We start from the raw sequence: 22139 nt of genomic DNA on the forward strand, positions 1-22139 counted from the left end.
TTCACGCAGGCGGGATCGTTTCCCTACGCTGGCAGCACCCGTCCTGCCCGCAGGAACGGCTACCTGGATCAGCAGACAGGGCATCACTGAGCTGGACGCACCGCACCGCCTTCCGCTCAGACAAGGACCGCCATGACGCTCCCCACCCCTGCATCCGCCTCCCGTTTATGGATCCGCAATCCGCTGGCCGCCTTCACCGCCAATACCCTTGACGCCTCGGGCGGGGTGGTGGTTGCTGACGGCGTTATCACCGAGGTCCTGGCCGCGGGGCAGCAGCCGTCTGCGCCCTGCACGGAGACCTTCGACGCCGGCAGCCATGCGCTGCTGCCGGGCCTGATCAACACGCACCACCACTTTTACCAAACCCTCACGCGCGCCTGGGGTCCGGTGGCCAACGCCCCGCTGTTCCCCTGGCTGCAGAACCTGTATCCGGTATGGGCCCGGCTCACGCCGAAGGACCTGGAACTGGCTGCCACGGTGGCACTGGCCGAGCTGCTGCTCTCCGGCTGCACCACCGCCGCCGACCACCACTACCTTTTCCCTGCGGGGCTTGAGGATGCCGTGGACATCGAGGTTGAGGCGGTCCGGCGGCTGGGCATGCGGGCCACACTCACCCGGGGGTCCATGACGCTGGGAACGGACGACGGCGGCCTGCCGCCACAGTCCACCGTGCAGGACCCGGAGGTGGTGCTGGCGGACAGCGAGCGCCTGGTGGGCCGGTACCACGAGCGCGGGGACGATGCGGTGGTCCAGATCGCCCTGGCACCCTGTTCGCCGTTTTCGGTAACGAAGGAGATCATGGCCGAAAGCGCTGCCCTGGCCGAGCGGCTGGACGTCCGCCTGCATACGCACCTGGCCGAAACCCTCGACGAGGAGGACTTCTGCCGGGAGATTTTCGGCCTGCGGACAGTTGACTACCTGGACAGCGTGGGCTGGCTGACGGACCGCACCTGGCTGGGGCACGGAATCCACTTCAGCGACGCCGAGATCACCCGCCTCGGTGCGGCGGGGACCGGCGTCGCGCATTGCCCCACCTCCAACATGCGGCTTGCCTCCGGAACTGCCCGCGTCCTGGAACTGGAGGCCGCCGGAGTCCCGGTGGGGCTGGGAGTGGACGGCTCGGCATCGAACGATGCCTCCAACATGATCCTGGAAGCCCGGCAGGCCCTCTACCTCCAAAGGCTGCGGTACGGCGCCGATGTGCCGGTGGAGCGGGCTTTGGGCTGGGCAACCCGCGGATCCGCCGCCGTACTGGGACGGACCGGCCTGGGCCAATTGGCACCCGGCATGCAGGCCGACCTGGCGCTGTTCCGGCTCGACGACCTCCGCTTCTCCGGCAGCCACGACCCCATCGCCGCCCTCCTCCTGTGCGCCGCCGACCGGGCGGACCGGGTGATGGTGGGCGGGCAGTGGCGGGTGGTGGACGGGCAGATCCCGGGGCTGGACGTGGCCGGCCTCATTGCGGACCACTCGGCGGCGGCAAAGAGGCTGGTCAACGGCTGACATGCGCCCGGCCCGCTGCTAGCGTGGCGCCATGACACCGTCAAAGACGCCACCCGAGGTTCTGGAGATCGATGGGATCGAAGTGCGGATCTCCAGCCCGGACAAGGTGGTGTTCCCCGGGCCGCGGCTGACCAAGCTGGACCTGGTCAAGTACTACCTGGCGGTGGCAGACGGCGCGCTGAGGGGCGCGGGCGGCAGGCCCATGGTGCTCAAGCGGTTCCCCAAGGGCATCGACGCGGAGCCCTTCTTCCAGAAGCGCGTGCCGGAAAACCACCCTCCCTTCATCGACACCACCACGCTGCATTACGCGTCCGGGACCTCGGCGGAGGAAGCCGTGATCCGGGATGCTGCCGGACTGGCTTGGGTTATCAACCTCGGCTGCCTGGACCTGAATCCGCATCCGGTGCGCGCGGAGGACCTTGAGCGCCCGGACGAGCTGCGGGTGGACCTTGACCCCATGCCGGGAGTGGGCTGGTCGCAGATTGTGGACGTGGCGTACGTGGCGCAGGAGGTGCTGGAGGACGCAGGCCTGGTGGGATGGCCGAAGACGAGCGGTTCGCGCGGGCTGCACATCCTGGTCCGCATTGCCCCCGAGTGGTCCTACAAGGACGTCCGTCTCGCTGCCGAAACCCTGGCGCGGGAGGTGGAGAACCGGGCTCCCGGCCTGGCTACCGCACGGTGGTGGAAGGAGGAGCGCGGCGAGAGCGTCTTCGTGGACTTCAACCAGAACGCCAAGGACCGCACCGTGGCCTCCGCCTACTCCGTCCGGCCGCTGCCCGATGCCCGCGTTTCCACACCGGTCACGTGGGAGGAGATGCGCACTGCCCGGCCTGAAGAGTTCACGGTGCGCACGGTTTTGGAGCGGTACGCCCGGATCGGTGATCCGCACACCGGCATCGATGATTCAGTGGGCAGGCTGGACGGGCTCCTGGCCCTCGCAAAAGAGCTGGGCCCCGCCGAGAAGGCCCCCCGGTCAGGCAACGGGTCCGGCCGCCGGCAGTCCTCCATGCCGTTGATCGAGGTGGCCCGCACCAAGACCAAGCCGGAAGCCCTCGCAGCGCTCGATGAATGGAAAAGCCGGCACGCCGCCGTCGTCAAATCCCTGCAGCCCGCTGATGTCCTGGTTGACGGGATGCGCGGGTCCAGCTCGCTTTGGTACCGCGTGCGGGTGAACCTGCAGCACGTTCCCGACACCGATCGCCCGGTTCAGGAGGAACTCGTTGCGGACTACGACCCCTGGGCCGGCAAGCAGTGGCCGGGGCGGCCCGGCTCCTGACGCCGGGCGCCGGTCACTTCCAGGCCCGCACCCAGTCCACCTTGAATGCTCCGGCCGGTCCCAAGGTCTTCTTGTCCGCCCAAATGCCGACGTTCAGGATCAGGTAGTGCGGAGCGTTCCCGTCGTTCGTGGCGTAGGAGAACTCAAGCTTGCCGTCGAAGTAGATGTCATTTACGCCAACCTTCCGGTGCACGCCATAGGTGTGGTAACCGCCGGCGTAGCAGCCTACGAACCATTTGGCGGGGTCGCTGTCAGTGGAGTGATAGACCGTGGTCATGGTGCCCTCAAGCGGCTCGGCGATATCGATCTCGCCGGTCGAGGGAAACTTTTGGCCGGTGGTCCACCACGCAGGCCAGTTGTGGATGCCGCCCGAGCAGGTTCCCGGGAAGTAGATCCGGGCCTCGACGTATCCGGTGGTGTACTGAAAGCCCACATGGCCCGGAACGCCGTCTTTGGGATTAGTGGAGAGCAACGCTCCGGATTGGGAGTCGGACAACTGGAGGACCGCGTTTCCGTTTTCCACTTTGACGTTGCCCGAACAGGTCTTGACGCCGTTCTTCGTCGATCCGGGGTGGCAGTCACGGAACCAGTAGGGAGTCCAAAGGCTGGTATTAAGAGTGTCGAACTCCTCGTCCAACACCAGCTGCCACGGCCCTGGAGGGCCGAGTGGTCCCGCTTCCTTACTGGCCACTACAGGCGTGCCTTTGGCGGAGGCGTCATCGCCGGCCGCCCCGACAGGGGAATCGTCGGCTTTGCCAGTCCCTTCAGCTTCAGGTGGCTGCGCAGCGGACGCAGCAGTCCCGCCCGGCTCCGCCGCCTGCTGCGGTGCGCCGTCTTTGGGATCCGAAGGCGCCTTCCCCGCCAGCGGGTCAGCAGCCGGCACGGACGGGTCCTGGCCGGGCGAAGACGCATCAACCGGGTCCTGCAGCCGGATGGCACTTCCCGACAGCCCCGCCAGGACCAACAGGCAGCACAGGACCTGCACCAAGCGGGCTGTGGCCTGTGGCATCGCTGTCCTTCCGTGCACATAACGGAGGCTGGCCAAGTCCTGGGCTGAACACCAGGGCCATGGACTGCCGTCTATTGTGCAAGGCTAGGTGAAGCGCCGCCGGCAGTCGCGAGTAGCAACTACTCGCCTTTCATATCACCGACACGCGGTATGACTGCAGGGTACTCGCAGGCGACGAAATTGCGCGTGCACCGTGCCGGCTTCTACCGGCGTGCGGCCCCGCCACCGAAAACAGGCAAAGACTGGATCCACCGGGAGAAGCGGCCGGTGGGGTGAAGGCGGTCCTCCGGCACGTACAGATCCGGATCAATTCCACCTCCGAGCGGGAGGTAGAACTCCTCTGCGCCGGCTCCTGTGGACGGCGTTGCCGACACGGAATGGTTGTCCTGCTGGTACATCGGAACCTCCTAATTTTCATATTACGGAAAGCTATTTTTGCTATGTGAAAAGAGTAGGGCCCGATTACTGGCGCGGTCAATAGCCGCTCCGGCGTCCCACCCGGCCCCGCCCGCCCGAACCGGTCACAAAGTGATTTTTGAATCTGTGATGTACACCACCGGATTGTGGGGGTACGCTGGTATGCAACTCGTGGCGCACGTCACGTAACCTGGGAGCAGCAGGCAGGGTCGTAATGAGCTGGCATCAACGGATGCCGGCTCTTTTTTGTTGGGTCGGCTCCATCGGAAACGCGCATGAAACGCGCGCTTAATTTCAGTGATGGAACCTAGGTTCCACTTACCGGAAGTTGGGAAAAGACCATGAGCAGCAAGATCATCCTCGGCGAGAACCAGTACGGCAAGGCAGAAGTGCGCGTCGTCAAGATCACCCGCGACAGCAACCGCCACGAGATTGAGGACCTGAACGTCACCTCGCAGCTGCGGGGCGACTTCGCCGCGGCCCACCTTGAGGGCGACAACGCCCACGTGGTGGCCACGGATACCCAGAAGAACACCATCTACGCCTTTGCCCGCGACGGCATCGGCTCCCCGGAAGAGTTCCTGCTGCGCCTCGGCGAGCACTTCACTTCCAGCTTCGACTGGGTCAACGGCGGTCGCTGGGAAGCTGAGTCCTACGCCTGGAACCGGATCCAGGCCCACGGCAGCGAACACGACCACTCGTTCGTCCGCAACGGCCAGGAAGTCCGGACCGCCGTCCTGGTCCGGGACGGGGCCACCAGCCACCTGATCTCCGGACTCAAGGATCTGACCGTCCTGAAGTCCACGCAGTCCGGCTTTGTCGGCTACCCCCGGGACCGCTACACCACATTGCCCGAAACCACCGACCGCATCCTGGCCACGGACGTTTCAGCCCGCTGGCGCTTCAAGACCGGCACGGACTTCAGCACCCTGGACTTCAACAAGAGCTACGACGACGTCAAGGGCCTCCTGCTCGAAGGCTTCACCGAGAAGTACTCCCATGCGCTGCAGCAGACCCTGTTTGACATGGGCACCAAGGTCCTTGAAGCGCACAGCGAAATCGACGAGATCAAGTTCTCCATGCCCAACAAGCACCACTTCCTGGTGGACCTCTCGCCGTTCGGCCTCGACAACCCCAACGAGGTCTTCTTCGCCGCCGACCGCCCGTACGGCCTGATCGAGGCCACCGTGCAGCGCGACGACGCAGCGGCAGCCCCTGCTGCCTGGTCGGGCATCGCCGGCTTCTGCTAAAGCGCTGCTACAAAGCGGCGGGCCCGGACTTCGATAGCCGGGCCCGCCATCAGCATCCCCAAACCCATAGCTTCACCTGTTAGCCAGACACCAGTTAGCCAGACGATGACGTCTGCCATGAACCAAGAAAGTCTGCCATGAACACCAAGAAGAAACTGGCCCCCGCAGCCGCCGGCAAAGGCGCACGGCCGGCCCGCCCGGAGGACCAGCGGCTCCCCATCGGAAGCATGTTTGCCTACGGCTTCCAGCACGTCCTCACCATGTACGGCGGAATCATCGCCCCGCCCCTGATCATCGGCGCGGCCGCCGGGATGAACTCGCAGGACATCGGCCTGCTCATCGCCGCCTGCCTGTTCGTCGGCGGCCTGGCCACCATCCTGCAAACCGTCGGCATTCCCTTCTTCGGCTCCCAGTTGCCGCTGGTCCAGGGCGTCTCCTTCGCAGGTGTCTCCACCATGGTGGCCATCGTCCACGGCGGCGGCGGCATCCAGGCAGTCTTCGGTTCCGTCATCGCGGCCTCGCTGATCGGTCTGCTAATCACTCCACTGTTCTCGAAGATCATCCGCTTCTTCCCGCCTGTCGTCACCGGCACGGTGATCACCACCATCGGCCTGACACTTATGCCGGTGGCCGCCAACTGGGCCATGGGCGGCAACAACAAGGCGCCCAACTACGGCAGCGTGGCGAACATCGGACTGGCAGCAGCCACCATGGGCATCGTCCTGCTCCTGAGCAAGGTGGGCAGCGCCGCCATCTCCCGCCTGTCCATCCTGCTGGCCATGGTCCTGGGCACGCTGATCGCCGTCGTTTTCGGTATGGCCGATTTCTCCAAGGTGGGCCAGGGCGAGATCGTCGCCTTCCCCACCCCGTTCGCCTTCGGACCGCCCACCTTTGAGGTCGCCGCCATCATCTCCATGCTGATCGTCATCCTGGTGACCCTCACCGAAACCTCCGCGGACATCATCGCGGTGGGCGAGATCGTGGGCACCAAGGTTGACTCCAAGCGGATCGGCAACGGCCTGCGCGCGGACATGCTGTCCAGCGCCGTGTCCCCGCTCTTCAACTCCTTCACCCAGAGCGCGTTCGCGCAGAACGTGGGCCTGGTGGCCATCACGGGTGTCAAGAGCAGGTTCGTGGTCAGCGCCGGCGGCGTGATCCTGGTGGTCCTGGGCCTGCTGCCCGTCCTGGGCCGCGTGGTGGCCGCAGTACCCACCCCCGTCCTGGGCGGCGCCGGCATCGTACTCTTCGGCACCGTCGCGGCCAGCGGCATCCGGACGCTGTCCAAGGTGGACTACAAGAACAACATGAACCTGATCGTGGTGGCCGCCTCCATCGGCTTCGGGATGATCCCGATCGCAGCCCCCACCTTCTACGACCAGTTCCCGTCCTGGTTCGGCACCATCTTCCACTCGGGCATCAGCTCGGCCGCGGTCATGGCCATCCTGCTGAACCTGCTGTTCAACCACCTCCGGGCCGGCAACTCGGACAACCAGTCCGTGTTCGTCGCCGGTACCGAGCGCCTGGTACGCGCCGAGGACCTCCGCTGCCTGGCCGAGGGCGACCGGTTCGAGAACGGCAAGCTCATCGACTGCGATGGCAAGGAAGTTCCCGTCCAGTCAGCCGAGAAGGCGTCAGAGCACTGACTGTTCGGGAAACGCAAAACGGCGGCCCGCACCTTTCGCGAAAGGTGCGGGCCGCCGTCGTACCCCACCCGCACCCTAACCTCGCAAGCTCGGCCAGGGAACCCTGCGGGCGTGGGCCCCTCAAAAGGTCAGGTGCGGTTGAGCTCGCGGGAGATCGCCGCGGCGGCTTCGCGGAGGATGGGCACGGCCTTATCCGCGAAGTCCTCATCCACCCGGGATACCGGCCCGGACACCGAGATTGCAGCGGGCGTGGGGGCGTTGGGCACTGCCATGGCGAAGCAGCGGACGCCGAGCTCCTGCTCCTCCTCGTCAATGGAGTAGCCACGCTCGCGGATGAGCTTAAGATCGGCCAGGAGTTCCTCCACATCGCCGATGCTCTTGGGCGTGGGGGTGGGCATCCCGGCGCGGGCCACGATGCCGCGGACAGTGTCGTCGTCCAGCTGGGCCAGGATGGCCTTGCCCACGCCGGTGGCATGGGTGTGGGCCCGGCGGCCCACCTCGGTGAACATGCGCATGGAGTGCAGCGACGGCACCTGCGACACGTAAATGACCATGTCCGAATCCAGCACGGCCATGTTGGCGGTCTCCCCCAGCCGGTCCACCAGGATCTTCAGCTGGGGCTGGGCCAAGGCGCCCAGCTGCTTGTTGGCACCTTCGCCCAGTCGGATGAGGCGGGGGCCCAGTGCGTAGCGCCGGTTGGGGAGCTGCCGGATGTAGCCCAGCGACACCAGGGTGCGGAGCAGGCGGTGGATGGTGGGCAGCGGGAGGTCCGTGGAAGACGACAGCTCGCTGAGGGTGACGTCTCCGCCGGCATCGGTGATGAGCTCCAGCAGTTCGAAGACGCGCTCCACCGACTGCACCCCGCCAGAGGCTTTTTCTGCCATTCCGTTGTCTCCTATGGCTCGGAATCCGACAACTCTTATCCGCATCGTGAAAAGAGTTGCTTAGAACACCCAACATACAGCACACAGTTGCCCACCGCGATGCGATGGGACAGTCGCATTCGGAGGGGTTGTGTTTCCATAAAGTAGATAATAATATCCATAATACGAAAACATTCGGATTAGAGCAGAAGCCGGACCAGGCCCAAACAGGAGGACATTCAATGGCGAACCCCAGCCCCGGAAATTCGATCACCCTGCGCGTGGAAGCGCCTTCAAGCTTCAGCGCCACCAGCGAACTTGCCGCAGCCGTCGGAGCAGCCGGCGCGGCCATCACCGCCCTCGACGTCACCGAGTCCCACCACGAGACCCTCGTTGTCGACGTCACCTGCAACACCACCGACGACGACCACGCTGCACGCGTCAAGGACGCCCTCAACGCCCTCGACGGCGTCACAGTCCAGCACGTCTCGGACCGCACCTTCCTGATGCACCTCGGCGGCAAGCTCGAAGTCGTCCCCAAGGTCCCGCTGCGCAACCGCGACGATCTTTCCCGCGCCTACACGCCCGGCGTCGCCCGCGTTTGCCTTGCCATCGCCGAGGATCCTGCCGCAGCCCGCAACCTGACGGTCAAGCGCAACACCGTCGCCGTGGTTACCGACGGTTCCGCCGTGCTGGGCCTGGGCAACATCGGCCCCGCCGCGGCCCTGCCGGTCATGGAGGGCAAGGCCGCCCTCTTCAAGCAGTTCGCCAACGTGGACGCCTGGCCCGTCTGCCTGGACACCCAGGACACCGAGGAAATCATCCGGACGGTCAAGCTCCTGGCACCCGTCTTCGGCGGCGTGAACCTGGAGGACATCGCTGCTCCCCGCTGCTTCGAGATCGAGGCGCGCCTGCGTGAGGAACTGGACATCCCGGTCTTCCACGACGACCAGCATGGCACCGCCATCGTTACCCTGGCCGCCCTGGTCAACGCCCTGCGCGTGGTGGACAAGAAGATCGCGGACGTCAGGATCGTGGTATCCGGCGTCGGTGCCGCCGGCTCCGCCATCATCCAGCTGCTCAAGGCCCAGGGCGCACGGCACATCGTGGCCGCAGGCCGCTCCGGTGCCATCCACAAGGGCGAGACCTACAACGATTCCCACCGCACCTGGATCGCAGACAACACCAATGGGGAGGGCTTCGCCGGCGGCCTGCACGAGGCCCTGGTGGGCGCCGATGTCTTCATTGGCGTCTCCGCCCCGAACATCCTCGGTGAAGAGCACATTGCCTCCATGGCCAAGGACGCCATCGTGTTCGCCATGGCCAACCCCACCCCCGAGGTGGACCCCGCAATCGCGTCCCGGCACGCCGCCGTGGTGGCCACCGGCCGCAGCGACTTCCCCAACCAGATCAACAACGTCCTGGCCTTCCCCGGCCTCTTCCGCGGGCTCCTGGATGTCGGCGCGAGCGACATCACCCCGGAAATGCTGGTGGCTGCCGCCGAGGCAATCGCAAACCGCGTGAATGATAATGAGCTCAATGCGAGCTACATCATCCCGAGCATTTTCGACCCCCACGTGACCGCCGACGTCGCGGCCGCCGTCGCGGCCGCAGCCCACGCCTCAAACGTTGCAACGGATGCCGAACCGGCCGACCCTGCCAAGGAACCAGCGCCGGCACTCGCCTCCGCCTGACCCGCACGACTTCCCAGCCATAGGAAAGGACCAGAAATGGCCATCACCGTCACAGATCCCCGGCCGATCGACCGCGCGGAGGAGATCCTCACGCCCAAGGCACTGGCCTTCGTGGAGGAGCTCCACAACCGGTTCGCCGGCACCCGCAACGAGCTCCTGGCGGCCCGCGCCGTCAAGCGGCGGCGGGTAGCCGAGACCGGCAAGCTGGACTTCCTGCCGGAGACCAAGGAGGTGCGCGACGGCGACTGGAAGGTTGCGCCGGCACCGGCGGCTTTGCAGGACCGCCGGGTGGAGATGACCGGGCCCGCGTCGCCGGCGAAGATGGCCATCAACGCCCTGAACTCCGGCGCCAAGGTGTGGCTGGCGGACCTCGAGGACGCCAGCACGCCCACCTGGGCCAATGTCATCGACGCCATCCTGAATCTCCGCGACGCGGCCCAGGGCACGTTGAGCTTCACCTCCGAGGAAGGCAAGGAGTACCGCCTGCGCACCGACGCGCCGCTCGCCGTCGTGGTGGCCCGCCCCCGCGGCTGGCACATGCAGGAAAAGCACCTGCTGGTCAACGGCGAACCGGCCGTCGGCGCGCTGGTGGATTTCGGGCTGCACTTCTTCCACATCGCCAAGCAGCTGGTGCTCAACGGACAGGGCCCGTACTACTACCTGCCCAAGATGGAGAGCCACCTCGAGGCACGCCTGTGGAACGACGTGTTCGTGTTCGCTCAGGACTACCTTGGCCTGAACCAGGGCACCATCCGCGCCACCGTGCTGATCGAAACCATCCCGGCCGCCTTCGAGATGGACGAGATCCTGTACGAACTGCGGGACCACGCTTCCGGCCTGAACGCCGGCCGCTGGGACTACCTGTTCAGCATCATCAAGTACTTCCGCGACGCCGGCGAGGAGTTCGTCCTGCCGGACCGCGCCTCCGTGGTGATGACCGCCCCGTTCATGCGTGCCTACACCGAACTCCTGGTGAAGACCTGCCACAAGCGCGGGGCATTCGCCATGGGCGGCATGGCAGCGGTCATCCCCAACCGGCGCCACCCGGAAGTCACCGCGGCCGCCTTCGAAAAGGTCCGCGCTGACAAGACCCGCGAGGCAAACGACGGCTTCGACGGTTCCTGGGTAGCCCACCCGGACCTGGTCCCTACTTGCCGCGAGGTCTTCGACTCCGTCCTCGGCGACAAGCCCAACCAGGTGGACAAGCAGCGTCCGGAGGTTTCCGTGACGGCGGACCAGCTCTTGGACGTCCAGTCCGCGGACGGCCAGGTCACGGAGGCCGGCCTGCGCCTGAACCTCTACGTGGCCGTCGCCTACACCGCGGTGTGGCTGTCCGGAAACGGCGCCGTTGCCATCCACAACCTCATGGAGGATGCCGCCACCGCGGAGATCTCCCGTTCCCAGGTGTGGCAGCAGATCCGCAACAAGTCGATCCTGGCGGACACCGGCAACACGGTGACCAAGGAACTGGTGGAGCGGGTCCTGGGCGAGGAGACCGAGCGGCTCCGCACCGAGTTTGGCGATGAGGCGTTCCGCCGTTACTACCAGCCGGCCAGCGAGCTGATCGCGGACATCTGCCTCTCCGACGATTACACGGACTTCCTGACCACGCCCGCGTACGAACTGGTGGGCTGAGATGGCAACACCCAAACCCTCACTCTCTGCAGGGGACCTGGCCGCTATTGACGGGCAGCTTGCCGCCACGGACCGGCTGCTCGAACAGAACTACCCGGGTGACGACGGCTCCCGGCAGCCCGTGCACACGGTGTACGTGCCCGCGGACCGGTTCACGCCGTCGTTCGCGGCTGACTGGGGCGCCCAGGCGGCGGCGACGGCGGAAGCCCACGGCGGGTTCGAAAAGCTGGGCCGGCTCCTGGGCCAGGAAGCGGCCCTCGCCGAGGCAGTGGCCGGCCGGGTGGCGGCAAAGCTGGCAGACGAGCCGATCGAGGACCTGCGCCTGGACTTTGAGGACGGCTTCGGGGACAGGGGCGACGACGCCGAGGACGCCGCAGCCGTTGCGGCAGCATCCGCGGTGGCCACGGCAGCCGCTTCCGGGTCCGCTCCCCCGTTCATCGGCATCCGCTTCAAGTGCTTCGAGGCTCCCACCCGGGCCCGCGGGCTGCGGACGCTGGACCTGTTCGTCTCCGGCCTCGCCCAGGCGGGCGAGCTGCCGGAAGGCCTGGTGCTGACCCTGCCCAAGGTCACCACGGTGGCGCAGGTAAAGGCCATGGACTATGCGGTGTCCCGGCTCGAGGAAGTCCACGGCCTGCCCGCCGGCCGCCTCCGGTTCGAGGTGCAGGTGGAAACTCCGCAGCTGATCCTGGGCCCGGAAGGAACCTTGCCGGTGGCTCAGCTGCCGCATGCCGTGCCCGGGCGGATCAGCGGGCTGCACTACGGCACCTACGACTACTCGGCCTCCCTCCAGATCTCCGCGGAGTACCAGTCCATGGAGCACCCCGTGGCGGACTTTGCCAAGGAAGTCATGCAGCTGGCCGTGGCCGGCACCGGCATCCGGCTCTCCGATGGCTCCACCAACATCATCCCCGTGGGCGACAACGTGGAGAACGCCTGGCAGCTGCACGGCCGCCTGGTCCGGCGGTCACTGGAACGCGGCTACTACCAGGGCTGGGACCTGCACCCGGCCCAGCTGCCCAGCCGGTTCGCTGCCACTTACGCCTTCTACCGCGAGGGCCTGCCGGCCGCTGCCGCCCGCCTGCGCAACTACGTGGAGCGGACCTTAGGCGGCGTCATGGATGAGCCTGCCACTGCCCGCGCCCTGGCCGCCTTCGTGCTCCGCGGCGTCCAGTGCGGCGCTGTGGGTGCCGAGGAGGTCCAGGCGCTCGCCGGCGTCGGAATTCCGCAGCTCACCGCGCTGGCACACCCGCGGCTGGCCACCACTTCCAACTCGTAAGCAAAAGGAATCCATTCATGGGCAAGTACTACTCCCCCAGCGGCGGACTGCCGCCGCAGACCCACCTGACCACCGAGCGCGCCATCGTCACCGAGGCTTACACGGTGATCCCCAAGGGCGTGATGACGGACATCGTCACGTCCAACCTGCCTGGCTTCTCCAACACCCGCTCCTGGATCATCGCCCGGCCCATTTCGGGTTTCGCCACCACGTTCTCCCAGCTGATCGTCGAGATCGCTCCGGGCGGCGGCGCACCGAAGGCCGAATTCGAGTCAGGCGTGGAAGGCGTCGTCTTCGTGACCAAGGGCAAGCTCAACCTGACCCTCGACGGCGAGCTGCACCAGATGGAGGAAGGCGGCTACGCCTACCTGGCCGCCGGTTCGGAGTGGGGCGTGGAGAACGTTTCGGACGACGTCGTGTCCTACCACTGGATCCGCAAGGCCTACGAGCGCCTGGAAGGGTACGAGGCCAAGTCCTTCGTCACCAACGAGAAGGACGTTCAGCCTACGTCCATGCCGGACACCAACGACGTCTGGAAGACCACCCGCTTCACGGATTCCAGCGACCTGGCCCACGACATGCAGGTCAACATCGTCACGTTCCAGCCGGGCGGCGTGATCCCGTTCCCGGAAACCCACGTGATGGAACACGGCCTGTACGTCCTGGAGGGCAAGGCCATGTACCTGCTGAACAACGACTGGGTGGAGGTGGAGGCCGGCGACTTCATGTGGCTGCGCGCCTTCTGCCCGCAGGCCTGCTACGCCGGCGGCCCCGGCGAGTTCCGCTACCTGCTCTACAAGGACATGAACCGCCAGGTGAAGCTGACCTAGCCGTTTCCGCCTTCGGGCAGCAGCAGGGGCCGTTATGGATTTCCATAACGGCCCCTGCTGTTTATGTGTTACTGGTAAGGCTTAGGCGCCCGGGTTGAGGACCACCTTGATGCAGCCGTCTTCCTTCTTCTGGAACTTCTCGTACAGGGCGGGAGCACCATCCAGCCCCGAACGGTGGGTAACCAGGTCCATCACGCCCAGCGGATCGGCGTCGTCCTCCACGAGGGGAAGGATGGCGTCCGTCCAGTTCCGCACATTGCACTGGCCCATGCGCACCTGCAGCTGCTTGTCGAACATGGTGAGCAGCGGCATGGGGCTGGCGGTGCCGCCGTACACGCCACTGAGGGACAGGGTGCCGCCGCGGCGGACGGCGTCGACGGAGGCGTGCAGCGCCGCCAGCCGGTCCACGCCGCCGGTCTCCATGGCCTTCTGCGCGAGCTTGTCCGGCAGGAGCCCCAGCGCCTGGTGGGCGAATCCCGCAACCGGGGAGCCGTGGGCTTCCATTCCGACGGCGTCAACCACCGCATCCGGGCCGCGGCCGCCGGTCATTTCCCGGAGTTCGTCGCCGATGGTCTTGCTCAGGTCCAGCGTTTCCACGCCGTGCCGCGCTGCCATCTCCCTCCGTTCGGAGACGGGATCGATACCGATGACGCGGAACCCGCGATGGACGCCGATGCGGCTGGCGAACTGGCCCACCGGCCCGAGGCCGAACACGGCCAGGGTGCCGCCCGCCGGGACGTCCGCGTATTCCACGGCCTGCCAGGCGGTGGGCAGGATGTCGGAGAGGAACAGATACCGGTCATCCGGAAGCTCGTTGCCCACCTTGACCGGCCCGTAATCGGCATGCGGCACCCGCAGGTACTCGGCCTGGCCGCCGGGAACGGACCCGTACAGCTCGGAGTAGCCGAAGAGGGCTGCGCCGGATCCCTTTTCCTTGACCTGCGTGACTTCGCATTGGGACTGCAGCCCCATCTTGCACATGTAACAGGAGCCGCAGGAGATGTTGAACGGAATCACCACGCGGTCGCCCTTGCGGAGATTGGTGACGCTGCTGCCCACTTCTTCCACGATGCCCATTGGCTCGTGGCCAATGACGTCGCCCTTGTGCATGTACGGGCCCAGGACCTCGTAGAGGTGCAGGTCAGATCCGCAGATCGCGGTGGAGGTGATGCGTACGATCGCATCCGTCGGTTCCTGGATGACGGGATCGGGTACTTCTTCTACGCTTACCGACCGTTTTCCTTGCCACGTCAGTGCTTTCACAGTCTCCCTTTCGCTCTGCTTTGCCCGTAGGGGGTCTCCCGGGGCGGGCAGGGCACCCGCGGGCACCCTTTCTTCGACCGTATCGGTTTTGAGGGAAAAAAGTAAGCATGCTGACTAAAAGCTTGTGGCAGGCGTCCACTCCTTCTAGCGTAGGAAGAGTCCCGGAACACCAAGAAAGAGCACCCGAAAGAGGAACGCCATGTCGCTGTACCAGCCGGAACCGGTCGAAATCTCCACCCGCATGCGTCCGGGCGAATGGACGGAGGACAGCCTGGTGGAACTGGTTGACACGTACCGGAAGCGGGTGGAGGAGATGGGCGCGCCCGCAGCGGAGGTGGCCACCGACATTGAGCGGAACGTCGACGGCTCCGTCAGGGTGGTCGTGTCGTGGACAAAACCTGCTGTTGCCGGCAACGAGGACTCAGTACCCGGCGGCCAGCCGCTGTGAGTTGGGCAGCCGCGGCGAACTAAGGGTTCGGCTGCAGTGCAAGCAGACGGCCGATGGCGCTTGAGCCAAGATTTTCCAACAGGTCGCGCGGACCTTCGTAAACCTCGACGGCGCCCGCCTCGCGCAGTTGCGCAGCCTGGATGCCCCCGCAGGTGAGCCCAATGGCCGGGATGCCCAAGGCTCCGGCTGCCTTCATGTCCCACACAGCATCCCCGACATAGACCGCATGCGCCGCGTCCACGCCCGCCGACTCGAGTGCCGCCTCGAGGATGTCCGGCGCCGGCTTGCTTTCCTTCGCATCGTTGGCGCTGGTTGCCACGTCAATGAAGGCGTCCGCGTCCAGCACTGACCGCATGACCTGCAGGTCCCGCTGCCGGGCCGAGGAGGCCAGCGCAACGGCCAGCCCGCCGGCGTGGCACTGGCCCAGCAGTTCCTTGGCCCCGTCCAGGGGGCGGAGCGAGGGCCAATGCGAGGCGTACAGCGCCCCATGGCTGGCCATGATGTCCTCGTCCTCGTCACGGTCGCGGTCGGACGGCAGCAGGTTGTCCACCAACCGGGCGCCACCCATGCCGACGAGCTGGTGGATGGCCGCCATTGGCACGTCGTGCCCGTATTGGCGGAAAGCGCCCCACCAGGAGATGGTGTGGATGTAGGACGAGTCGATCAGGGTGCCGTCAACGTCAAAGAGGACCCCCCGTCGGTCGCCGCCAGGGGGTGTCATGGACTCGGTCATCAGCCCACCGCTGCCCGTCGCACCTCAGGCGCTTTTTTCCGCCTGGCCGCTTCCTCCTTGGGGGAATTGACGGGCCGCACGCGCTCACGAATGACGGACCCGGCGCCGTCCAGGCTCTTGTCCCGAATAAGGCCCGTGCCTGCGATTTCCCGGGCCATGGCGACGCCTGCCACCGCTGCCCTTTTCGTGGGGAAGGTGACCGAGATGGCCATCAGGTTCCCGCTTCCGTCCATCATCCTGATCCGGTAACCACCGTCAGGGGCATCAACGAGCTCAAAAAATCCGGCCATAGCTTTCACTCCTCCATCAATCACGGCGCTGTGCTTGGGAGCACTCCATGAGGTGTTAGTAAGTATACTTATCTATCCCGCGAAGGAGAAGTTCCAGCCCCGGTCCGCGCCGCCTCAGCGCGAATCCGCCCTTGCGGACGGAAGGGGGGTGTCACTGCGCCGAACCGTATCCTGATGGAGCTCAAGAGCGCTAGTCACAAGGGCAAAGTGGCTGAACGCCTGCGGGGTGTTACCCAGCTGGCGGCCGGCTTTGACCGCCCATTCCTCACTCAACAGCCCCACATCGTTGCGCAGCTCCAGCAGCCGTTCGAAGAGCTCGCGCGATTCCTCATGGCGCCCGGCGCCCAGGAGCGCCTCCACCATCCAGAACGAGCAGGCCAGGAAAACGCCCTCATCGCCCGGCAGGCCGTCGTCGCTCTCTTCCGGCTTGTACCGCAGCACGAACCCGTCCTGGGTCAGTTCCCGTTGGATGGCCTCGATGGTGCCGATGACCTTGGGATCGTCGTTGGGCAGGAAGCCCACCCTGGGAATCAGCAGCAGGCTGGCATCCAGTTCGGGCCGGCCATAGGACTGGACGAACGTATTGCGCTCTGCGTCAAATCCGTTGGCCATGATGTCCGCGCGGATCTGGTCCCGCAGCGCCTCCCAGCGCTCCACGGGACCGGGGAGGCCGGACTCGCGCACGCCCTTGACCATCCGGTCTGCCGCGACCCAGGCCATGACCTTGGAGTGGGTAAAGTGCCGGCGCGGCCCCCGCATCTCCCAGAGCCCGTTGTCCGGCTGGTCCCAGATGGTTTCCAGGTGTTCCATCAGCGCGATCTGCACATCCCAGGCCTCGTCAGTGTGCTTCAGCAGCGAGTTCCGGGTCAGCGCCAGGCAGTCCAGTACCTCTCCCCATACATCCAGCTGAAACTGCTCGGCCGCCGCATTTCCAATCCGCACAGGGGCCGAGTTCTCGTAGCCCTTCAGCCAGGGCAGCTCCATCTCCGGCAGCCGCCGCTCACCGTGGATCCCGTACATGATCTGCAGGTCGGCGGGGTCGCCGGCAACCGCACGGAGCAGCCAGTCCCGCCAGGCAGAGGCCTCGGCTGTGTACCCCGCGGCCAGCAGCGCCTGCAGGGTCATGGCCGCGTCCCGCAGCCAGCAGTAGCGGTAGTCCCAGTTGCGCTGGCCGCCGGGCTGCTCGGGAAGGGAGGTGGTGACGGCAGCAACGATGCCACCGGTTGGGGCGTAGGTCAGCGCCTTGAGCGTTATCAGGGAGCGAACCACGGCTTCCTGGTACTTCCCCTCCACCGTGCATTGCGAGGACCATCCCCGCCAGAATTCATAGGTGCTGTCGAGGACGTCCTCGGCATCCACGCTGACCGGCCTCCCCACATGGCTGGGTGCCCAGGTCAGCACGAACGGGACTTTGTCGCCGGCGTTCACGGTGAAGTCGCTGACGGTGTGCATGTTTTCACCGTGGAGGGGTGCGGGGGTGACCAGGTAGACGGCGTCCGGTCCCGCGATGGCATGCAGCCCGCGCTTGTCCTTGCGGACCCATGGAATGATGTGCCCGTAGTCAAACCGCATGATGAGCTCGCCATGCATCCTGACGCTGCCGCTGACGCCTTCCACGATCCTGACGATGTCGGCAACGGAGTCGCGGGGCGGCATGAAGTCGGTGACGCGGACGGTTCCTTCCGGGGTGTCCCACTCGGTGTCCAGGACCAGGCTGCCGTCCCGGTAGCTCCGGCGGGTGCACGTTCCTCCGCCCGCGGGTGCCAGCAGCCAGCGGCCGGCGTCCGGGGTGTCCAGCAGGGCGTTGAAGCACGCGGGCGAATCGAACCGTGGCAGGCAAAGCCAGTCGATTGAGCCCTCCTTGCTGACCAGGGCCCCGGTGTGAAGGTCGCCAACCACCGCATAATCCTCAATTCGCACCATGACATTACCCTGCCATACAGAGCCCCCAACGGAAGGGGAAATGTCCGGGTGTAGCCTGAGGCAAATGGCAATCCACATTGGCACCTCCGGCTGGAGTTACGACCACTGGGAGAACGTGCTGTACCCGCCCGGGCTGCCCGTCCGGGACCGGCTCCAGTGCTACGTCTCCAGGTTCAGCACGGTTGAACTGAATGCCAGCTTCTACCGGTGGCCGCGGGACACCACTTTCGCGGGCTGGAACAGGCGCCTGCCGCCCGGTTTCAGCATGTCCGTCAAGGCCCCCCGCGGACTGACCCACGCCCGCAAGCTGTACTCGCCTGAAGTCTGGGTGGAGCGCATCACCAGGTGCTGGCATGAACTCGGGGACAAACGTGCCGTACTCCTGGTCCAGCTCCCGCCCCAGCTGGAGCGGGACGACGCGAGGCTGGACTATTTCCTGGGCGTCCTGCCGTCCTGGATCAGGGTTGCCCTTGAATTCCGGCACCCCAGCTGGGACTGCCCGGAGGTATTTGAGCTGCTTGAACGCCACCAGGCGGCGTACTGCATCATGAGCGGCGCCAACCTGCCCTGCATCCTGCGGACCACCGCGCCGTTCACCTATGTCCGGTTGCATGGCCCGGACCAGGAGCACCTGTACGGCGGCTCCTACTCGGACGCGGACATGCAGTGGTGGGCGGACCGGATCCGGGAGTGGGACGGTGCGGGCATCGACGTTTACGCCTACTTCAACAACGACGGCGGCGGGAACGCAGTGCGGAACGCCCAGACCCTGCGCGGGATCCTGGGCAACGGCTGATGGCGGTTGCCGCGCTATGGCAGAGTGGTGCCATGGACACGGCTCCGCAGAACCCCGCCCATGACACGGCACGCCCGCCCAGGGACAACACCAAGGGCCGCGTTGCGCTTTCCGGAAGCCAGTTCTTCCGGCTGGCACACCGGCTGTCCGACGGCGTCAATGACGTCCGGATCCAGCTCGCCAAACGGTGGAAGTTCGTGCCGCAGACCATCGCCTACCAGGGTTACGGTTCCACCACCCGGGTGCGGGTGCTGGGGCGGGTGCTGCTGACGCAGAAGCCGCTGCCGGGAAGCAAGGCGGAGCACGAAGCGAAAAACGGCAACCAGAACATCCGCGGCTGGCGCGCCTTCACCGGGGTGCCGCTGCAGTACAGCGACGTCGAAATCACCATCGGGGACGTGGTCACCCACGTCACGGCGGACCGGGGCGGGCTGATCGACACTGAGGTGGATGTCCAGCTCTCCCCCGGCTGGCACACTGCGGTGCTCCGCGCGGAGGGAACCGAGCCGGCAGAGGCACTGATCCAGGTGATCGCTCCCGGTGTGGAATTCGGCATCGTCTCCGACATCGACGACACCGTGATGGTCACCGCCTTGCCCCGGCCCTTCCTGGCACTGTGGAATACCTTTGTGCTCAGCGAGCGCGCCCGCATGGCCACCCCGGGCATGGCCGTGCTGCTGGACCGGCTGACCATCGAGCACCCCGAAGCACCGGTCATCTACCTGTCCACCGGGCCCTGGAACGCCGCCCCCACGCTGGCACGGTTCCTGACCCGCAACATGTATCCCAAGGGCGCGCTGCTGCTGACGGACTGGGGGCTCACCCAGGACCGCTGGTTCCGCAGCGGCCAGGACCACAAGCACCGGAATCTGGAGCGGCTGGCGCAGGAGTTTCCGGACATGCGGTGGCTCCTGATCGGCGACAACGGCCAGCACGACGAAACCATCTATTCCGCCTTCGCGGCTGAGAACCCGGATAAGGTTGCGGCGATCGCCATCCGGCAACTGTCTGTCAGCGAGTCGGTATTCGCCGGCGGGCACTCGGAAGACGGGGACCACACCACCTCGAGGGTGCCGTGGATCTATTCCCCCGACGGCGCCGGCATCGCAAGGCAGCTCGCCATGCTGGACCTGCTCCGGGGCTGATCCGGCACTGTAGCGGTCCGGCACTGTGCCGCCACGGCCGGCGCCTGCACCTGCGGTCTAGGCGTTGGCACCCAAGGCCGCGCCGTCGTCGGGCGCTTCAGAGCCTTCCACACCGTCATCGACCAGAACATCCGGGACCACAGCCTGGGCGATGGCCAGTTCCGCCGCCGCGGCGAGGTCGCGTTCCTCGATGAGCTCCTGGAACCAGAAGTAGGACGCCTTGGGCGTGCGCTCCAGCGTTTCGAAGTCCACGTGCAGGAGGCCGAACGGCTGCTTGTAGCCGGCGGACCATTCGAAGTTGTCCAGGAAGGACCATACGTAATAGCCGCGCAGGTCCATGGACTCCGCCACACCGCCGGGCGCCGTGGCGCGCAGCGCGGTTTCCAGGTGATCGGAAAGGTACTTGAGCCGGCGTTCATCCGGAATGAACAGGGTGTTGGTGGACTTGTCCCGGACGATGATGTCCTCGAAGCTCGCGCCGCCCTCGGTGATGATCACGGGCGGCAAATTGGGGTACCGCTCCGCCATTTCCTTCAGCGCCACCGCCATGTACTCCGGCTTGACCGGCCAGCCGTAGGCGGTGATGTCCGCTTCCGGCCAGGTCTCGACGTGGAACGGCGTTGTCCCGCTGCCCGTAGCGCTGAGGTCGCTGCCCATGGCCTCAGCCATGCTTGACGGCACGGTACCGCCGCCGGGCCCCGCCGCCACCTTGGTGGGCATGTAGTAGTTGAGCCCGTAGAAGTCCAGGGGCTGGGAGATGATCTCCATGTCCTCGTCGGGGTGCTCGAACGAGCTGAAGAACTTTGCGGCACGGATCAGGTCCGGGTACTTACCCGTGAGGACCGGGTCCGCGTAGAGCCGGTTCTGGCCCAGGTCCATGATTCCAGCGCTGATTTTGTCCAGCGGGTTGATCGAGTTCGGCACCATGGGCGAGTACACGTTGGTCATCCCGATCTCACCCGGTACCCTCGCGGCGCGCAGGGCCTGGACGGCCAGCCCATGGCCCAGCAGTTGGTGGTGGACGGTGGGGAAGGCGCCCAAGGCCAGCTCCTTGCCCGGCGAATGCAGCCCGAATGCGTAGCCGTTGGCGCTCACCGTTGCAGGTTCGTTGATGGTGACCCAGCGGGCCACCCTGTCCCCGAATGCTTCGGCCACGATGGCGGCGTACTCCCCCAGGCGGTAGGCAGTGTCCCGGTTCATCCACCCGCCGGCCTCCTCCAGTTCCAGGGGTGTGTCCCAGTGGTAGATGGTGGCCATGGGCGAGATGCCGCTGGCCAGGAGCTCGTCCAGGAGCCGGTCGTAGAAGGCCAGCCCGGCACGGTTGGCAGGGCCGGTGCCGCCGGGCTGGATGCGCGGCCAGGAGAAAGAGAACCGGTATGAGTCCACGCCCAACTGCTTCAGGAGCGCCACGTCCTGGGGCATCCGGTGGTAGTGGTCCGTCGCCACCACCGGGCTGTGGTTCTCAACGATCGTATCCGGTTTGGCTGCGAACCTGTCCCAGGCCGCCGGACCGCGCCCGCCCTCATCCAGTGCCCCTTCGATCTGGAATGCTGCGGTTGCGACGCCAAGGGTGAACCCCGGTGGGATGAGTGCTGCAAGGTCCTTGGCGGTGATGTGCATTGGGTCCAGCCTTTTTGGGTCGCAGTGGTCAGAGTATGTCCCAGAATCTCACAGGGAAGGGCGGCTGACGAGCAGCAACCCTCCACGCAGCACAGCGGCTACTGCGAACCGAAAAGGAACTCCTTGGCGTGCGCCACTGCCTTGCGGAAGGCGTCATTGCGCAAGGTCACCAGGTGCTCCGAGTCGCCGTCGGACGGTTCCAAATAGCCGGTGTAGCCGGGCCGCAGGACCCAGATGTCCCCTCCTGGCGGCAGGTAGAACACACCGAACGAACGCTGCTGCCGCTCGTCGGCGGTCCAGACCGGAACTACCGCCAGGGCGGCACCGGTGGCCGGGTTGATCCACTGCGCCCGGGGCAGCGGCTGTTCATGCGCCTCGGGGTCCAGGAAGGGCGCGGTGCCTGCGCCCCACCGTTGCTCAAAACGTTCGTGGAACGCGGGGATCAGGTGTGAATCGTAGCGCCGCCACTCGCTCATGCAGTGTTCCGCCTCCTTGAAAAGGGTATGTATTCAAATCGTGGGCCTG

General features: G+C 66.1%; 20 protein-coding genes. 11 read left to right on the forward strand and 9 right to left on the reverse strand.

Going from position 1 to position 22139, the window contains the following annotated elements:
• Positions 1 to 132: 132 nt before the first annotated feature.
• Together JCQ34_RS16235 and ligD are read left to right on the forward strand one after the other, a co-directional pair.
• Positions 133 to 1503 carry an 8-oxoguanine deaminase gene (locus tag JCQ34_RS16235; protein WP_286399182.1) on the forward strand — a complete coding sequence of 457 codons (1371 nt, stop codon included), beginning with the start codon at positions 133 to 135 and terminating at the stop codon, positions 1501 to 1503.
• Between the two features lie 31 nt (positions 1504 to 1534).
• Entirely contained in the window at positions 1535 to 2779 is a 1245-nt protein-coding gene (gene ligD / locus JCQ34_RS16240) for a non-homologous end-joining DNA ligase (protein WP_286399183.1), read from the forward strand.
• A 13-nt stretch (positions 2780 to 2792) separates the two neighbouring features.
• Here ligD and JCQ34_RS16245 read toward each other — a convergent pair whose 3' ends face one another.
• Together JCQ34_RS16245 and JCQ34_RS16250 are read right to left on the reverse strand one after the other, a co-directional pair.
• Positions 2793 to 3788, reverse strand: a complete 996-nt coding sequence (locus JCQ34_RS16245; RefSeq protein WP_286399184.1) for a glycoside hydrolase family 16 protein — start codon at positions 3786 to 3788, stop codon at positions 2793 to 2795.
• A 203-nt stretch (positions 3789 to 3991) separates the two neighbouring features.
• Positions 3992 to 4186 carry a hypothetical protein gene (locus JCQ34_RS16250; RefSeq protein WP_286399185.1) on the reverse strand — a complete coding sequence of 65 codons (195 nt, stop codon included), beginning with the start codon at positions 4184 to 4186 and terminating at the stop codon, positions 3992 to 3994.
• A 360-nt stretch (positions 4187 to 4546) separates the two neighbouring features.
• Between JCQ34_RS16250 and pucL the strand changes: the two genes are divergently transcribed.
• Positions 4547 to 5455 (forward strand): factor-independent urate hydroxylase, encoded by a 909-nt coding sequence (gene pucL, locus JCQ34_RS16255; RefSeq protein WP_286399186.1) that lies wholly within the window; start codon positions 4547 to 4549, stop codon positions 5453 to 5455.
• Positions 5456 to 5592: 137 nt separating this feature from the next.
• Entirely contained in the window at positions 5593 to 7098 is a 1506-nt protein-coding gene (locus tag JCQ34_RS16260) for a nucleobase:cation symporter-2 family protein (RefSeq protein WP_286399187.1), read from the forward strand.
• A 128-nt stretch (positions 7099 to 7226) separates the two neighbouring features.
• Here JCQ34_RS16260 and JCQ34_RS16265 read toward each other — a convergent pair whose 3' ends face one another.
• Positions 7227 to 7982 carry an IclR family transcriptional regulator gene (locus tag JCQ34_RS16265; protein WP_286399188.1) on the reverse strand — a complete coding sequence of 252 codons (756 nt, stop codon included), beginning with the start codon at positions 7980 to 7982 and terminating at the stop codon, positions 7227 to 7229.
• Positions 7983 to 8203: 221 nt separating this feature from the next.
• On the opposite strand from JCQ34_RS16265, the gene JCQ34_RS16270 reads away from it, so the two are divergent.
• Genes JCQ34_RS16270 through JCQ34_RS16285 form a run of 4 tightly spaced genes read left to right on the forward strand, consistent with a single transcriptional unit; the run spans position 8204 to position 13396 of the window.
• Positions 8204 to 9655 (forward strand): NAD-dependent malic enzyme, encoded by a 1452-nt coding sequence (locus JCQ34_RS16270; protein ID WP_286399189.1) that lies wholly within the window; start codon positions 8204 to 8206, stop codon positions 9653 to 9655.
• A 36-nt stretch (positions 9656 to 9691) separates the two neighbouring features.
• Positions 9692 to 11290: a malate synthase A gene (gene aceB, locus JCQ34_RS16275; RefSeq protein ID WP_286399191.1), complete on the forward strand. Its 1599-nt coding sequence runs from the start codon at positions 9692 to 9694 to the stop codon at positions 11288 to 11290.
• 1 nt (position 11291) lies between these two features.
• Positions 11292 to 12566, forward strand: a complete 1275-nt coding sequence (locus JCQ34_RS16280) for a DUF6986 family protein (RefSeq protein ID WP_286399192.1) — start codon at positions 11292 to 11294, stop codon at positions 12564 to 12566.
• Positions 12567 to 12583: 17 nt separating this feature from the next.
• Positions 12584 to 13396, forward strand: coding sequence for a bifunctional allantoicase/(S)-ureidoglycine aminohydrolase (locus JCQ34_RS16285; RefSeq protein WP_286399195.1), 813 nt, complete (start codon positions 12584 to 12586; stop codon positions 13394 to 13396).
• A gap of 81 nt (positions 13397 to 13477) precedes the next feature.
• On the opposite strand, the gene JCQ34_RS16290 is transcribed toward JCQ34_RS16285, so the two are convergent.
• Positions 13478 to 14659, reverse strand: a complete 1182-nt coding sequence (locus tag JCQ34_RS16290; protein WP_286399197.1) for a zinc-dependent alcohol dehydrogenase — start codon at positions 14657 to 14659, stop codon at positions 13478 to 13480.
• Positions 14660 to 14858: 199 nt separating this feature from the next.
• Here JCQ34_RS16290 and JCQ34_RS16295 point away from each other — a divergent pair, with 199 nt between their 5' ends.
• Positions 14859 to 15107 carry a hypothetical protein gene (locus JCQ34_RS16295; protein ID WP_286399200.1) on the forward strand — a complete coding sequence of 83 codons (249 nt, stop codon included), beginning with the start codon at positions 14859 to 14861 and terminating at the stop codon, positions 15105 to 15107.
• Between the two features lie 19 nt (positions 15108 to 15126).
• On the opposite strand, the gene JCQ34_RS16300 is transcribed toward JCQ34_RS16295, so the two are convergent.
• The 3 genes from JCQ34_RS16300 to JCQ34_RS16310 form a co-directional block, all read right to left on the reverse strand.
• Complete coding sequence (locus tag JCQ34_RS16300; protein ID WP_286399202.1) at positions 15127 to 15840, reverse strand: HAD family hydrolase; 714 nt, start codon at positions 15838 to 15840, stop codon at positions 15127 to 15129.
• A complete protein-coding gene (locus JCQ34_RS16305) occupies positions 15840 to 16130 on the reverse strand; it encodes a hypothetical protein (RefSeq protein WP_286399205.1) in 291 nt (96 codons plus the stop codon). Before JCQ34_RS16305 ends, JCQ34_RS16300 begins: the two co-directional genes overlap by 1 nt.
• A 114-nt stretch (positions 16131 to 16244) precedes the next feature.
• Positions 16245 to 18053 (reverse strand): glycoside hydrolase family 15 protein, encoded by a 1809-nt coding sequence (locus JCQ34_RS16310; RefSeq protein ID WP_286399208.1) that lies wholly within the window; start codon positions 18051 to 18053, stop codon positions 16245 to 16247.
• Between the two features lie 64 nt (positions 18054 to 18117).
• Between JCQ34_RS16310 and JCQ34_RS16315 the strand changes: the two genes are divergently transcribed.
• Positions 18118 to 18849: a DUF72 domain-containing protein gene (locus JCQ34_RS16315; protein ID WP_286399210.1), complete on the forward strand. Its 732-nt coding sequence runs from the start codon at positions 18118 to 18120 to the stop codon at positions 18847 to 18849.
• Between the two features lie 32 nt (positions 18850 to 18881).
• Positions 18882 to 19994, forward strand: a complete 1113-nt coding sequence (locus tag JCQ34_RS16320; protein WP_286399213.1) for an App1 family protein — start codon at positions 18882 to 18884, stop codon at positions 19992 to 19994.
• A 57-nt stretch (positions 19995 to 20051) separates the two neighbouring features.
• Here JCQ34_RS16320 and JCQ34_RS16325 read toward each other — a convergent pair whose 3' ends face one another.
• Complete coding sequence (locus tag JCQ34_RS16325) at positions 20052 to 21614, reverse strand: glycoside hydrolase family 1 protein (protein WP_286399217.1); 1563 nt, start codon at positions 21612 to 21614, stop codon at positions 20052 to 20054.
• Between the two features lie 98 nt (positions 21615 to 21712).
• On the reverse strand, positions 21713 to 22090 hold the full coding sequence (locus JCQ34_RS16330; protein ID WP_142132599.1) for a hypothetical protein: 378 nt from the start codon (positions 22088 to 22090) through the stop codon (positions 21713 to 21715).
• Between the last annotated feature and the right edge of the window lie 49 nt (positions 22091 to 22139).

Source organism: Pseudarthrobacter defluvii (assembly GCF_030323865.1).
GTDB lineage: Bacteria > Actinomycetota > Actinomycetes > Actinomycetales > Micrococcaceae > Arthrobacter > Arthrobacter sedimenti.